Origin of the sequence: Ruminococcus sp. 1001136sp1, from assembly GCF_039841815.1 — a bacterium.
GTDB classification, from domain to species: domain Bacteria; phylum Bacillota; class Clostridia; order Lachnospirales; family Lachnospiraceae; genus Blautia_A; species Blautia_A faecis.
Window position 1 is genome coordinate 174,357 of record NZ_JBDPGY010000004.1, and the last position, 13,980, is coordinate 188,336.

Here is a 13,980-nt window from a genome sequence, read left to right on the forward strand (position 1 = left end):
GGGGATGACCATATCACTTTGAATATTTCTCTACTTTTTCCTCATACTCTTCCTGACTTGTTATCTCATGCTTCACAATATGCCCATGGTTCTTTTTCTTTGCAGTCAGATTCCTGCCAGGTCTTGGTGCATACTGATCCTCCGGAATCTCCAACGCATTTGCCACTGCATGAATAACCCCATTGCTGCTGTAGGTTGCTCCACTTACTGCATCTACATTCAGACTCTGCTCAGCCTTCATCTGTTCGATTACAGCTGGTGCTGCCCTGAAAAAGTATTCCTCTGTATCACAATAGGAAAGAATGGAAATATCCGTTACCTTCTGTTTTTCAACTGTAACCTGAACCTCCACATCCCCTCGAAATGCATCGGCCGAGCCGGTATAAATGCCATCTGTCAGATTCTGAAAACGTCCAGCCTCTATAAAGGATTGCTTATCTTCAGATTCTTCCTGTTCAGGTTTCTTCCCTTCACCTTCGTCATTTCCCAGTGCTTTATTCACAGCTTCAATCAAGCCGTTACTGCTGTAAGTCGCTCCGGAAACTGCATCTACATCTGTATTCTGCCTGCTGATCATCTCCTGGAAAATCCTGTTTTTCGCTCTCTCCATATAAGACTTACCATCTGCATAATCATCCAGTACAAGCTCCGTTATCTTCCCATCGGCAACCTTTACCGTAACCGTCACCTTGCCTCTGTAGCCCTCACCGGTTCCTGTGTAAATACCATTCTGAAAGTTACCTCCAGCATCATTTTCTGCGGTTTTTTTCACTGAATCTGCCGTTTTCTCTTTAGCCAGATTTCCTGCTATAAGGAGCTGTGACACCATGATGGTAGCACAGGTAACGCCCACTCCGATCAGCACTCCATATCTGCTTCTAAAGTGCGCATTCCCTTTCGGACACCAGCTTACACACTTCTGACAGCTGATACATTCTCCTCCGGCAATCCTGTCTTTCTTCGTAAGATCCATCCCCATGGTGCATTTCGAGGTACATAAATGACACTTTCCGCACTCTTCCCGCGGCTTATCAATTTTCAGGAAAGATGTCTGTGAAATCAGTGAATAAATTGCTCCCATAGGGCAAAAATATCTGCAAAAAAATCTCTGTACAAACAGTGAGCCAATAAAGATTAAAAGAAGCAGAACTCCTCCAACTGAAAGCAAAGGCTTCAATCCTGGCCAGTGTCCAAATGAAACATACTGCCCAAACACCTGCCACGGGCCGGCTGTTTTCACAGCTGTTACACCACTCCATATGAATATTATAAAGTAAAAAAGCACTGCATACTTGGCAAATCTGAATATCCGGTCAGCCTTTTTCAGGTTTCTTTTTCCCGGAAATAATGCCCGCAATCTGTGTGATCCAAGCCATAGCAAATCCTGCACTGCTCCAAAACTGCAGAAAAATCCACAGAAAAACCTTCCCACAAGTACTGTTGCCGGCACAGTTGCCAACAGCATCCATACCGAATACTTCACACTTTCCCATGAAATATTTCCCTTGTATATGCAGGAAACAATATTTCCCACAGCTGCGAATTCCCCTTCAAATAAGCCCGGAATTAAAGCGAAGGACAATATCTGGATAACCACTTTGATCCAGTTGATTTTCTTATTTTTCAGAAAGTTTTTTCTGTTCATTCTTTATACTCCTTAGAGCGGGTCTGAAAAAGACTCTAATACAAGTCTTCGATTGTAAGCAGCACCGCATTTTCTCGCGCCGCCCTTTCCTTTACTGACTCTGTGAAACCAGATTTGCTGAAAAACATAAGATACTTTTCCTCTGCATTTTTAAACATTTCTGCAGCCATAACCAGGTCATCATACTCTTCCATAGGCATTGGTTTATTTCGAAACTTACATTCACAGAGCAACACTTTCTTTCCCGTTTTATCAAACGCAAGTATATCAACATCATCCTGCGCTTTTATCAATAGATTATTCCCCCACCATTTTCCCATTTTATATGGAATAAACGGAAGTTTCTTCGCAGGAAAGCTCCAGGCCCAGCATGGAATAATAATTCTGATTTGTAAAAAGGAATCTGTACCAGAACTTATAATAATTATCTGTTATCTCATAAATCCCTTTTTTACTTGTTTCTGGCTCGGTACAGGGAACACACTTCTCAATTAATCGCAGAGTCTGCAATGTAAGCATATATTTGCTGCACTTGCTTTTCTCTTCATGAATTCGATCTGCAATCTCACGAATCTTATTACATCCATTGGAAATCGCCTCTAAAATGGAATTGTATACCGAAGGCTCTCTCAATTCAATCCTCAAAAGTGTCTGGGGTTCATCATTCAAAAAAGTCCCTTCCGTAAGCAGATTATTTTTTATATTTTCCTCCAGTGAAATCTCAGAGGAAAACGCCTCCAGATGTCATTGAAGGATTCGATTCTGCCAGAAAAGGAAACTCATCAATAATCAATACCAATTTTTCGTCTGAAATTTTTCCTGTAATATATTCAAATGCAGCTTCCCAATTTTGAAAAGAAGATATAAAAGAGCCTTCGAAAAATGTTTGCACCATCTTGGAAAAGTCCAGAAGATTCAAAGAATCATTCTTCTCTGTGCAGAAAAAAACAGGGCTTTATGTCTGCCGGCAAATTCTCTTAAGCAGCCTCCTCGTTGTCAAATCATAAGCGCCGTAAACAAAATATACTGCTTGCAGTAGTATACTTATAAATAGTATATTTTATTCTGTGATATTTTCAATCGATTTTCCATATTATTTTAAGAAAATATGTTCGCCAGTTTCCATATCCTCTACATCCAGGTAAATTGCCCTGCACTTTTGGGGCAATTCTTCCATGTGCATAAGCTCAAGCCAGTTTTTGTTCCAGTCGGTGTGCCAGTGACCGAAATACCAGTGTTTGAAAGATCTGCCCTTCTTGTCGCCGCTGCCATCTGCAAGCATCTCATTAGTCTGGTTCAACTTGTCACATACCCATTGAAAATAGTTCTGAAGGGGTTCTTCTTCCCTGGCTACGTGGTAGCAGCCAAGCGTTTTCACTCGGTATAATGGGCAGGTGTGTGTGATCGCATAGTCTACTTCATAATCTTCTGCTTCCAGATTCTTATTGGAATTGGCGTAATCAGAGTCTGTAGGAAGCTTTTTGGCCATCATCGCAATGTAGTCTCCATTTTTTTCTGCAGCTGGTAATAATTACTCTCTTTTCTTCATATACATTGTTTTGCGTCCTGCGCCAGTTCGTATTATAGCACCCTCATCAACCAGTTTTTTTAATGCTGATTCTACTGAGGAACTTCCAAGACTAGGACATGCAACCAGTGCATCATGTTTCGAAAACTTTCCGAGCGTGTTTTCTGAATATGTCTTTACAACATCATATGCCTTGCTTTTTTTTCCTGTTTTTTCAGCTAATACTATTCTTGCCTCAAACTCTCTATAGCACGATAGAATAATTCCTAACATATATTTAATAAATGGCTTGGGATCATTCTCTCCCTCATACCAGTTTTGATCCGCATTTTGCAAAACTTCATAATATGTTTCTTTTGTATCCGCAATAGCTTTTTCTATACTGATATACTGTCCAACAATATATCCACTTCGATATAGGAGCAATAATGTTAATAGTCTGCTCATTCGTCCATTTCCGTCATTGAAAGGATGAATACATAGAAAATCTAATATAAAATTAGGTATCAGAATGAGCGGATCTACAATACCATCCCCTATAGCTTTGTTATACTCATTGCAAAGTCGTTCTACTGCATCTGGGGTTTCGTAAGGTTCTAATGGCTTAAACAACACCACTTTCTCTCCATTTTCAAGCATCATATCAATCTCATTTGGAGTGGTCTTATATTTACCAGCATAAGAAAATGCAGTATGTTTTAACATCTCACCGTGAAGCTGCAAAATATAATTACTTCGAACAGGAATTGCTTCGTAAGCTTCATGGACAATATTTAGGACATTACGATATCCAAGTATTTCTTCTTCATCTCTATTCCTGGGCGTTGTTTTATCTTCCACAAGCTGTTTTAATCTTGCATTTGTTGTCACAATACCTTCTATCTGATTCGAACTTTCTGTACTCTGTATTTTCGCAATTTCAATCAGGCGATTAAGTTCAACGGGCTTTTGTCTTAGATACAGATCTTGTTTTCCTTTATACTCATGGATTTGTGCAACATATGCCAGAATCTCATTATCCCAGGTCCTTTCCTTAAGTTTGGAATAATCAAATACTCTCATTCCAACTCCTTTCTCCCAAGCTTCTTTTCTTTCTCCCAATATTGGTGCATTTTTGGGAGATATTCAAATATGTTGGGATAATAATATTATTGTCCTTTTTTCTTATCCTTTCAGCAACTGCACTGCCCCGCCACAGACCTTTTCGTGCACATATGCATCTCTGAATTTAATTTAAAGCTTATACTCTTCAATCATGCATTCATGTACTTTCGTTCTCTTATTATAATTCACTCCAACCAGAAGTGCATTTCCAGCATATTCTTCCAGACTTCTGCAATATTCTTTTCTTTTAATCTGGCTGATTGCCCCATCTGCACTCTTGTCCCATTTCAGCTCTACCACAAGTGCCGGTTTATCCTGAAATTTCTTACGTGGAATAAATACAATATCCGCAAATCCCTTTCCGCCAGCCAATTCCCTGTGCATTGTATAAAAATTCCTTGCAGCATATAAAGCAAGAGAAATCGTATAACTCAAGGCATTTTCATCATTATACTGAATATGAGACGTTTCAAAATGAGCCAGTTGTATTCCTTCCGCAACCTGTTGTGGCCGTCTCTGCCAGATTGCATTTAACGTGTCAGCAGATTGCTTCAGCGCAATTGATACCTCGCCCCAGTCCGATGCAGCTACACTGTTAACATACTCATTTCGCACTTCATTATTCGGAATCTTCACCACCTTATTCTCCGAATCATAAGCCAGATACCCCAGATGAATCAACAATGTCAATACATCATCCTCTGTTCGGAAGGTTGTCATATCGTTGGTAAAACTTCCCGTATTAACCGGAATCCTTTCCCCTGCAATCATGCTCAAAACATCATCCTTCAGGCCATCAAAATTCATATCAATATAAACCTGCAGGGCCTCGAATGTTTCCGTCTGATTCCAGTAATTCTCTATTTTTCCGAAGAGCATACTGTTTACAACAGAACGCGGACTATAAACAGATGCCGCCATAAAAAATGAATATCCATCATACCAGGCTTTTACTTCTTCCATATCCATCCTGTATTTATGGCACAGATATTCCACTTCCACCTCAGTAAAACCCACATACGGTGCAAGAGGGCCTGGATTTATCATGGAAAATTCATCAAACATATTTAATGCAGAATGGGTTCCATATTTCTTTATTGGCAAAATACCCGTCATATACGCTAAGTGAATACATGCCTTATCTTTCAGCAAGTCTCTCAGGAAATCCAGGTATTTCTCCTGTGCTTCCTTATTCTGCCTGAACTCCCTGAAAATACAGTCCCACTCATCTATAATAACAACAAATGGACACTTCTCAGTCTCATAAATATCCTGCATGGATTCCACCAGATCCGTATCGTCAAAATAATCCACATCCGGATATTCTCGCTTCAGATCCCGCAAAACAAGTTTTTTTACCCGGTCAACCAATGCTTCAACACTATCGCTTCTACTCAGAAACTCCTGCATATTCAAAAAAATGGTATTATACTTATTTCTGTACTTTTCAAAATCAGGACTCTCGGATATTTCAAATTTGGAAAATATTTCTCTGGAATCACAGCCTCTGCTGTAATATGCCGTAAGCATATTCGCAGCCATGGATTTTCCAAACCTCCGCGGGCGGCTGACGCAGACATATCCCTGCACTGTATTCATTACCCGATTCGTGTATCCGACCAAACCAGTTTTATCTACGTAGATTTCAGAATTTACGCTTTTTTCAAAGCTCTCCATTCCCGGATTCAGATATCTGCCCATGGTTACCTCCTGTGTCCTTATCCGTTTCCATATTCTTATAGCGTAAGTATATAACATTTTTTTGCTTTTGACTACCTTAGAGCCTGTTTGAAAAGGATTTTCGCAAGATGTGCGCCACACTTTGATCTCCATTCTCTTTTTAGAATGTGTTTGAGAAAGGATTCGTCTATAAACTTCATTTCGCAAAGTTTAATTACACCATCTTTTCTGATATCTTGTTGCCGTAAACATTAAAACAATATTACAATTATTCTTTCACACTATTCTTGCCATGTAGTTCCTTATCTTGCTTCAAAAAACATTTCTGTTCCAGAAGATTTAACTGTTATAAGCTTTGATAATTCCAATGTAACCAAATTGTATGATTCAACCCGAGTTCCTAGTATTAACCACCCGAAAGAGAAGCTTGGAGAAATGGCTGCAAATTTATTGCTTCAATATATTGAAGCTCCTACATCTATTCCTTCCGGACATCCGCAAATTATTTTTCCAGTTTCCAAAGAACAAGAACTTACAATTTTAAACGGAACAATAAACTCTGATTTTTTATAACATCTTTCGTTTTAAAATTTCAAAATTATATTTTAAAAGTTAAAATAACCCATACCGCACAAAAGGCAATGAACCATTTCTGGTTCATTGCCTTTTATTTTACCTACACTGTAATTGTAAATAATAACAATAAAATTTTTCTCCTTCTCCTCAAAAGGAGCCATAATGCTCCACCTCAATTTGACCTCTACAGCCGTAACCCTTTAATATCTTTAATCCGTGATAAGATCGTATTGCAGCTACAGCTGATAATGCCGGGCAGTGTATCAATGACGTTGTGCAGGAAGTGCTCCATTTCATCACTTGATGAAGCAACAGCATGTACATGCAATTTGTCTCTTCCTGTGACACGGTAAATCTGTGTGACTGTATCATCTTTGTATAAGATATCCGTCACCTGTGACAAATGCTCTGGTTTTATTTCAATTTCAAAATAACTGGATACAGCACCACTGATTTTTTGAGGATTTATTATTGTTGTATATTCTTCAATTATCCCCTTTTTCTCCATAGCCTGAATCCGGGCTTTTACTGCCACTCTGGAAATGCCGGTTTCTTCACCGATATCCGAGTAGGAGATACGTGCATTTTCTATAAGTAACTGGATAATCTTCTGATCCAGTTCATCTAAATTATCCAGGTACATAAGTGCCCTCCTGTAAAATAATATCCGTCAGCTTTATTCGATTTCCCAACCAGCTTTACGGCACAATCTCAAGCCAGTAGCCATCTGGATCTACGATGAAATAAATTCCCATTGCTTCATTTTCGAAGCAAATGCACCCCATCTCTTTGTGCTTCTTGTGCGCTGCCTCGTAATCCTCTGCCTGGAATGCCAGATGGAATTCGCATTCACCCAGATTATATGGCTGTGGATGATCCTTAAGCCAGGTAAGTTCCAGCTCAAAATCACTTACATCGTTGCTCAGATACACGATGATAAAATCATCGGTAGTCTTTCTTCTCACCTCGTGCAGATCAAGGGCCTCGTTGTAAAATTTAATAGATTGGTCCAGGTCTGACACATTATAGTTTTCGTGAATCATCTTAAATTTCATACTTCTTCTCCTTTTGTACATTCTGTGTTTTTAATGCGTGACTTATATTGCGGATATTCCGTAATGAACCGCTTAATTACACTGGCATCATTCCAGTAATGCATTGGAAAAATGACATTGCAATCTACATTTTTAAGGAAATACAGGATCCCGTCGGCATAGTGATCTCCCTGCCTCGGATCTAAGGGAACAAATGCAGCATCAAAATGCATACCCTTAATTTTCCTGATCTCTGCACGATATGCAGAAGTAAGTCTCTGGTTGTCAGCTTTCAGCTCACCATCCCAGTACCAGTCGTTTAAGTCGCCGGCATGATAAATGGTGCCTTCCTTTGTTTTGACAATGAATGCGACACCACTATCGTTAGACAGCAAAGTATCAACTTCAGTGCCATTATCCAGATTATAAGTCTGATCATGATAAACATATGTGATCTTCAGATCCGATAAATGATTCCTTTTTCGTATATCATTCGCCAGGACTGCCTGATAAGTCATCCCCATATCTTCAAGAATCCCAAAGATTTGTGGGTTAAAATGATCCTGGTGGAAATGACTGCAAAAAACGATTACTTCTTTTTCCTTGTCAAGGTTCGATAGTTCACCCTTATAATAATCAAAAATATAGTAGCAGTCTCTGGTCTCAATTAAAAACCCACTGTGGTTAATGTAAGTAACTTTCATGATACCTCCTTCATTTCCCGCGTTCTCTTTCAGCTATTTCTGAAGCAACACGTCAAATGAAAAACATTTTCTTATAGCATGTTTAAAAAAAGCTTTCTGCAAAATACAGCCAGATACTATAGACTTGATGATCTTCTGAGCGCCACATAGGATATTAAAAAGTTCGCAAACCAACCTGCTGGTACAGCAAGCCAGACGAATTCAATGCCAAAACGCGGTGCAAAAATCAAAGCAACAGACAGGCGAATCGCCAAATTCACCATATTTGCAATGAGGAACGGGCGCATGATTCCCAGACCACGAAGGACTCCATCGGTTGCCATTTTGATTCCCATAAAAATGAAGAAATAACCAAGCCATCTCATATAATCCCCGGATACCTGATAGGCCAGAGCGGTTCCGTCCTTACCAAGAAACAGCGAGGAAATTTGCGTATGCAGCGTTTCAATAACGATGAAAGCAAGTGCTGCAAAGCACACATCCAGCACCAATGCAGCCTGGTAGCCTTTTTTGATACGCTGGGGTTTGTTTGCGCCGAGATTCTGTGAAACATATGGCGAAACTGCATTGCCGATAGATACAAAAATCAGGGAAAAAACATTCTCGACACGCATCGTCGCCGCATATCCCGCAAGTGCCTGTGTGCCGAAAGGATTTACAACTGCCTGCACGATCATCATACCAATAGACACTGTAGACTGCTGGAGAACTGATGGAACCGCAATCTGAAGCATGGAATGCAGCTCTCGCCAGTCAAATCGTTGAAAAGAGCTCTTATATCGTCGCATCCGATATAAGAAAATCAGAAGCGAAAACACGGCGGAAATTCCTTGTGCAATTAAGGTTGCAAGCGCCGCACCGAACACGCCGAGATCAAGACCAGCCACCATCCAGAGATCCATAAAAATATTTAAGACTGACGAAAATATCAGGAGTCCCAGTGGAATTTTTGATTCGCCTATGGAAGTAAACATCGTTGAAAGAATGTTGTACATAAACAAAAAAGGAAAACCCACGAAATAGACCCGCAAATACAGCACTGCATCGTCCAGTATATCGGCAGGGGTTTGTAACGTGCTCATCATCCAATGGGAAAAGCAAAAGCCAAAAATACCAAGGACTATGCTTAGAATTAAAAAGCTAAGCAAAGACGTTGACACGATGGTTTTCATTTTTCCATACTCCCTGGCACCGAAATAACGGCTCACGAGCACACCGGCACCCACACCGGCACCCAGTGCCACACAAATGAAAACATTGGTCAGCGCTGCACAGGCACCGACAGCTGCAAGTGCAGAGGAACCCACAAACTGACCGACGATAATGGAGTCAGCCATATTGTATATTTGCTGAAAAAAGCTGCCGAGAATCATCGGCACTGCAAAAACCGTCAGCGCTTTAAGCGGCGCATCTGTGATTAAATATTCATCTTTTGACATTATCATATGCCTCCACAGGTTTCATAATTTCATTTATTCTTCCCTTCATAAAAATTTATTTGTTTATTCGAAATGTAAGTTTTAAGTTACGTTCCGAAGCAATTATATGTAGTTGCAACTAATAAGTCAAGTCGCCGTTTACTCTGAGTTACTGGTCACTCCGTGACCAGTAACTCACTTCGCGATGCACAGAAATCATGCATTCGCATGATTTCGCGCTGAGATTCTCGGGTTTTCTGTGAACCTTGTTCACAAAAAACACCTCGCGGAACGTTACCAGTGAACAGTAACACCAATATTTCACCTTATATATTTTGCTATCACCGGTAAAAGTACATTCATATCAATTGGTTTTGCCACATGATCATTCATTCCCATGGATATCGCCTTCTGTCTGTCCTCTGCGAAGGCGTTTGCTGTCATTGCAATAATGGGGATGGAGGCTTTCTTCTCATCTTTCATTCTGCGTATCCTGGCTGCAGCATCATATCCATCCATCACCGGCATCTGAATGTCCATAAGAATCATATCATAATATCCGGAATCTGCTTTCTCCAGCTTATCCAGACACTCTGCTCCATCTTCCGCACGGTCTGTAATGATCTTTTGTTCCACAAGCAGTTCTATCGCGATCTCTGCATTCAGATCATTATCCTCTGCAAGAAGAATACGTTTTCCTTCCAGCTTTTCTAATACATCTGGCTGTTCAGATATCTGATCCCTATATACATCCGCTTCTGATGCCATATCAAAAGAAATATCTACCGTGAATTTTGTCCCGACACCTTGCGTGCTTTCTACCTGGATGCTTCCGCCCATCAGCTCAATCATGGATTTTACAATAGGAAGGCCCAGTCCTGTACCAGCGACCTTGTTCTCTGTGGTTGTATGCTCTCTGGAAAATTCTTCAAAGATATGTGGAAGATATTCCTCACTCATGCCAATACCTGTATCTTCACAGGTAAAAATAAACCGGGCTTATATAGAAAATATTCCCCCATTAATGCCTGAAAACAAAAGGAGAACAGCCGATACATATGTTCGAACTGTTCTCCTACATTACTGTTCGCTGGTAATGTTCTTTGTACTCATACCGTTCCGTATCTATATAACTTCTTTCTAATCTATTAGAAGAAGTATATTTTTAAATAAAATTTGAAGATACTTTCGTTTCTGCAAAAGTCATTTCCGCTTATATCACTTTCATAATATCACAGACAGTTACGTTTGTCACATAAAAGTTCAAATAGCTGTGATGCGCTTCTTTGCATATCCTTTTCCGGCCGTTGCCGTTATACCTGTCGCTTTCAGCACAGCATTATATTTTTTTAAAAACTCATAATCTGCTCTTCGTCAAGTCTTTTAAGAATTTCGCATGCCAACTTAACCGCATTATCAAAATCAGCATAAGCTGAAATCCCGTAATGTGTGTGCGCATAGCGAACCGGAACACCAATAACAATGACCGGAACTGCTTTTTCAGTCAGATGTATAACTGCACCATTGGTTGAACCCGCACTGCGAACTGCATCCTGAACCGGGATGCCAAGCTTTTCTGCCAGATCAAGCGCATATCTCTGGTAACGTGGATTGGTAATCATGCGTGAATCAATGTGACGAAGCATCGGACCACGCTTAATAGCAGTCTGAACCATATACTGCTCAACGCACGTATCATCTGCCGGGCAGCCTTCAAAAACAATTGCGATATCCGGCTTAATTACCTGTGCTGTCACAGTGGCACCACGTACACCAACTTCTTCCTGTGCTGCACAAGCGCCAACAATATCCACATTCAAATCCTGACCAGCCAGAGTATGCATGGTCTTAAGAATTGCCGCACATCCCAGACGACAGTCAAAGCTCTTGCCCACCATCAGATCTGTGGTTTCTGAATATGTAAATGTCACATCCGGCACTACCGGTTCACCGATACGAATACCGAACTTTTCAACCGCCTCTTCTTTAGAAACAGCGCCAACATCTACCGTGATATCTTTCATATCCAGAGGTGCTTTACGCTCCTGCTCTGTCATGAAATGCGGAGGCTTGCTGGCAGTAATACCTGGAATATATTCTCCAAATCGGTTACGGACCAAAACTTTATGAGCCGGAATATTGTGGTTCACCCAGCCTCCGAGCTGAATGATGCGGAGAGTTCCGTTCGGGCATATAGCCTGCACCATAAAACCAACCTCATCACTATGTGCATCAAGCTGAACAACCGGACGTTTGCCGTTATTTTCTTTACGGCGGATATATAGGTTGCGCATGCGATCTTCTGTAATTTCTCCGAGTCCTTCTGCATAAGGACGAATTGCAGCAACCACTTCATCTTCGAAGCCTGATGTACCGTTTGCATTTGAAATTGCTGCAATCATTTCCAACGTTGTTTTTTTATCCATTCTGACACCTCTTTATGAAAGTTTTAGCTTCTTGAGCTCAACATCTACTTATATGATTTTATATGTTATATTTAACTGTCAATAATCTCCAGTTCCCCTTTTGGATTGACTTTTTTCTGACAATAAAGATTTTTTCGAGTCTCGCTTGATAAACCAAGTATATTCCAGGCCAATATGATTGTCAACAAATCCAACTCGATGTGGTAAATTTCGTGAACTTCTTATAGCGCAAAGAATGCTATGCAAAAATCAATAACGCCGAGTAGGATTTATTATAATCCCGTATCGGCGTTATTGAGTGTAATTATCTCATTATTACAGATTTTTTATAACCTATTGTGTCAGATACTATAGACTTGACACGACATTTATTGGATTTCCGCTTGTGACATCATTTCTTTCACTAATTCATAATTACTTGTCCAATATTGTTCGGAAATAAAATAATGTGCTTTTTAGGCTCAGTCCATCTTTTATCCCCAAATATACAATCAGAAATGGCAGCATGAGCATGCATACTCGGATCCATATCTTTTTTCTCGTCTATCAATTATCATGATGGATTTGTATTCTGCAATGTAGAATGCCTTTAACATCTGGAACGTGATCTTCACAAAGTATTCGATCAGTCTGGACATGACTGGACCATGAAAATAAAAGACACCAACCGAAGTCAGTGTCATTTCTTCAATCTTTCTATTCTCTCACACAAATATCTCATACATTCCCACCATCACTGGCATGGTCACAATTGACAGCAGTGTCGTAAGTACATACAATGAGCTCGCATATGCCGCATCTTTATCATATAGTTGCGCCATGGATGTCACAGTTGCACAAGCAGGTGTTATGGATGCAATATATACAGTCAGGAGAATCTGTTTGGAATCATTTATTCCTGCAAATGTATGAATCAGTTTCATTAGAATCAGTACAAATATTGGATAAACAATCAATCGCAATACTGTTGAAAGATAGTTTCTTTTTTTAGTAAATACAATCTTAAGAGGTACGTCCGCAATAACCATTCCGGCAAGCAGCATTCCGATCGGACCAATCATATTATTCATCATATCCATGACATCCTGCACTCCCGAAGGCATCTGGATTCTGCAGACAAACAATATCACTCCTACTATGATTGAAATAATATTTACGTTCAGAAATACTTTTTTCCACTCTAATCTATCTTCTTCGCAAAGCATATTTTTGCAGTGTGTCCAGATCAGAATCAGCTGTACCGCAATATAAGCACTGGAATAAATAACGTACTCCTGTCCAAGCAAATCCTGTACCAGCGGAATTACCAGTATCCCGGCATTTGAATAAATAACAGTTGCACGCTCAATCGTATCCAGCTGTAATACTTGTTTTAATATTGTGGTAAGTATCAGAAATAAAACATGTACCAGAACTGCTGCCGCACATGCCAGGAGCAGTCTTTTTTTTACATCTGGCGTATAGTCCACCTGAAATGCGTCGATAATTACGCATGGAATAACCAGATAAACCATGACTACAGATATGCTTTTACTCTCCGATGACTTCATAAGGCCGGCTTTTACAACCGCATATCCCATAAGCATGATTGCAAAAAGCTTTGCAATCTCTTCCATTAGTAATAAACTGATTTGCATATTTTGTCCCTTCTTTTCTGATGTCTGTTATTTTTAATTATAGCATGCTTTGTCCAGCTACTTGCAGGTCTCCTACGCTGTCTGTGACGGAAGCTGTTTATACCACAGCTCTCCCTTCCATAGTTGGTTTCTTATTTCCAGCTATAAATCTCTACTCATTCGTAAAAAATTATAAGAAAATCCCCGGCATACTGCGGACGTTTCCTTGAAGTAAAATCTATTGTTGTC

At 40.1% G+C, this 13,980-nt stretch carries 16 protein-coding genes; 1 reads left to right on the plus strand and 15 read right to left on the minus strand.

The genetic code is table 11. The features are described from left to right. Positions 1-13: 13 nt before the first annotated feature. From ABHC48_RS05085 to ABHC48_RS05115, 7 genes are all read right to left on the minus strand, one after another. On the minus strand, positions 14-1,645 hold the full coding sequence (locus ABHC48_RS05085) for an FMN-binding protein (RefSeq protein ID WP_195699291.1): 1,632 nt from the start codon (positions 1,643-1,645) through the stop codon (positions 14-16). Between the two features lie 35 nt (positions 1,646-1,680). Beyond that, positions 1,681-1,938 (minus strand): restriction endonuclease, encoded by a 258-nt coding sequence (locus ABHC48_RS05090; protein ID WP_173770566.1) that lies wholly within the window; start codon positions 1,936-1,938, stop codon positions 1,681-1,683. 28 nt (positions 1,939-1,966) lie between these two features. Next, complete coding sequence (locus ABHC48_RS05095; RefSeq protein ID WP_173717191.1) at positions 1,967-2,314, minus strand: ATP-binding protein; 348 nt, start codon at positions 2,312-2,314, stop codon at positions 1,967-1,969. Positions 2,315-2,366: 52 nt separating this feature from the next. After that, positions 2,367-2,564, minus strand: coding sequence for a hypothetical protein (locus ABHC48_RS05100; RefSeq protein WP_195699292.1), 198 nt, complete (start codon positions 2,562-2,564; stop codon positions 2,367-2,369). Between the two features lie 174 nt (positions 2,565-2,738). Next, positions 2,739-3,137 (minus strand): hypothetical protein, encoded by a 399-nt coding sequence (locus ABHC48_RS05105; RefSeq protein ID WP_195699293.1) that lies wholly within the window; start codon positions 3,135-3,137, stop codon positions 2,739-2,741. A 39-nt stretch (positions 3,138-3,176) separates the two neighbouring features. After that, entirely contained in the window at positions 3,177-4,235 is a 1,059-nt protein-coding gene (locus tag ABHC48_RS05110) for a Fic family protein (protein ID WP_173717194.1), read from the minus strand. Between the two features lie 171 nt (positions 4,236-4,406). Further along, entirely contained in the window at positions 4,407-5,978 is a 1,572-nt protein-coding gene (locus tag ABHC48_RS05115; RefSeq protein ID WP_195699294.1) for an AAA family ATPase, read from the minus strand. A 249-nt stretch (positions 5,979-6,227) separates the two neighbouring features. Between ABHC48_RS05115 and ABHC48_RS05120 the strand changes: the two genes are divergently transcribed. After that, positions 6,228-6,530 carry a substrate-binding domain-containing protein gene (locus tag ABHC48_RS05120; RefSeq protein ID WP_226841037.1) on the plus strand — a complete coding sequence of 101 codons (303 nt, stop codon included), beginning with the start codon at positions 6,228-6,230 and terminating at the stop codon, positions 6,528-6,530. Positions 6,531-6,562: 32 nt separating this feature from the next. Here ABHC48_RS05120 and ABHC48_RS05125 read toward each other — a convergent pair whose 3' ends face one another. The 8 genes from ABHC48_RS05125 to ABHC48_RS05160 all read right to left on the minus strand — a co-directional run bounded on the left by ABHC48_RS05125 (position 6,563) and on the right by ABHC48_RS05160 (position 13,752). After that, positions 6,563-6,694 carry a hypothetical protein gene (locus ABHC48_RS05125; protein WP_264295735.1) on the minus strand — a complete coding sequence of 44 codons (132 nt, stop codon included), beginning with the start codon at positions 6,692-6,694 and terminating at the stop codon, positions 6,563-6,565. Positions 6,695-6,717: 23 nt separating this feature from the next. Then, complete coding sequence (locus ABHC48_RS05130; protein WP_195699295.1) at positions 6,718-7,176, minus strand: Lrp/AsnC family transcriptional regulator; 459 nt, start codon at positions 7,174-7,176, stop codon at positions 6,718-6,720. A 55-nt stretch (positions 7,177-7,231) separates the two neighbouring features. Next, positions 7,232-7,588, minus strand: a complete 357-nt coding sequence (locus tag ABHC48_RS05135; RefSeq protein ID WP_118577857.1) for a VOC family protein — start codon at positions 7,586-7,588, stop codon at positions 7,232-7,234. After that, positions 7,585-8,271, minus strand: coding sequence for an MBL fold metallo-hydrolase (locus ABHC48_RS05140; protein WP_195699296.1), 687 nt, complete (start codon positions 8,269-8,271; stop codon positions 7,585-7,587). Before ABHC48_RS05140 ends, ABHC48_RS05135 begins: the two co-directional genes overlap by 4 nt. Before the next feature lie 116 nt (positions 8,272-8,387). Continuing rightward, positions 8,388-9,710, minus strand: a complete 1,323-nt coding sequence (locus ABHC48_RS05145; RefSeq protein ID WP_195699297.1) for an MATE family efflux transporter — start codon at positions 9,708-9,710, stop codon at positions 8,388-8,390. Positions 9,711-10,010: 300 nt separating this feature from the next. Beyond that, positions 10,011-10,679 carry a response regulator gene (locus ABHC48_RS05150; protein WP_272132920.1) on the minus strand — a complete coding sequence of 223 codons (669 nt, stop codon included), beginning with the start codon at positions 10,677-10,679 and terminating at the stop codon, positions 10,011-10,013. 359 nt (positions 10,680-11,038) lie between these two features. Next, positions 11,039-12,115: a M42 family peptidase gene (locus ABHC48_RS05155; RefSeq protein ID WP_195699298.1), complete on the minus strand. Its 1,077-nt coding sequence runs from the start codon at positions 12,113-12,115 to the stop codon at positions 11,039-11,041. A 704-nt stretch (positions 12,116-12,819) separates the two neighbouring features. Next, positions 12,820-13,752 carry an AEC family transporter gene (locus ABHC48_RS05160; protein ID WP_195699299.1) on the minus strand — a complete coding sequence of 311 codons (933 nt, stop codon included), beginning with the start codon at positions 13,750-13,752 and terminating at the stop codon, positions 12,820-12,822. Positions 13,753-13,980: the final 228 nt, after the last annotated feature.

Excerpts from the sequence above, each read along its gene's own strand:
- ABHC48_RS05085 (WP_195699291.1), bottom strand. The coding sequence starts at position 1,645 with ATGAACAGAAAAAACTTTCTGAAAAATAAGAAAATCAACTGGATCAAA.
- ABHC48_RS05105 (WP_195699293.1), bottom strand. The coding sequence starts at position 3,137 with ATGATGGCCAAAAAGCTTCCTACAGACTCTGATTACGCCAATTCCAAT.
- ABHC48_RS05110 (WP_173717194.1), bottom strand. The coding sequence starts at position 4,235 with ATGAGAGTATTTGATTATTCCAAACTTAAGGAAAGGACCTGGGATAAT.
- ABHC48_RS05115 (WP_195699294.1), bottom strand. The coding sequence starts at position 5,978 with ATGGGCAGATATCTGAATCCGGGAATGGAGAGCTTTGAAAAAAGCGTA.
- ABHC48_RS05125 (WP_264295735.1), bottom strand. The coding sequence starts at position 6,694 with ATGGCTCCTTTTGAGGAGAAGGAGAAAAATTTTATTGTTATTATTTAC.
- ABHC48_RS05130 (WP_195699295.1), bottom strand. The coding sequence starts at position 7,176 with ATGTACCTGGATAATTTAGATGAACTGGATCAGAAGATTATCCAGTTA.
- ABHC48_RS05135 (WP_118577857.1), bottom strand. The coding sequence starts at position 7,588 with ATGAAATTTAAGATGATTCACGAAAACTATAATGTGTCAGACCTGGAC.
- ABHC48_RS05140 (WP_195699296.1), bottom strand. The coding sequence starts at position 8,271 with ATGAAAGTTACTTACATTAACCACAGTGGGTTTTTAATTGAGACCAGA.
- ABHC48_RS05145 (WP_195699297.1), bottom strand. The coding sequence starts at position 9,710 with ATGTCAAAAGATGAATATTTAATCACAGATGCGCCGCTTAAAGCGCTG.
- ABHC48_RS05155 (WP_195699298.1), bottom strand. The coding sequence starts at position 12,115 with ATGGATAAAAAAACAACGTTGGAAATGATTGCAGCAATTTCAAATGCA.
- ABHC48_RS05160 (WP_195699299.1), bottom strand. The coding sequence starts at position 13,752 with ATGCAAATCAGTTTATTACTAATGGAAGAGATTGCAAAGCTTTTTGCA.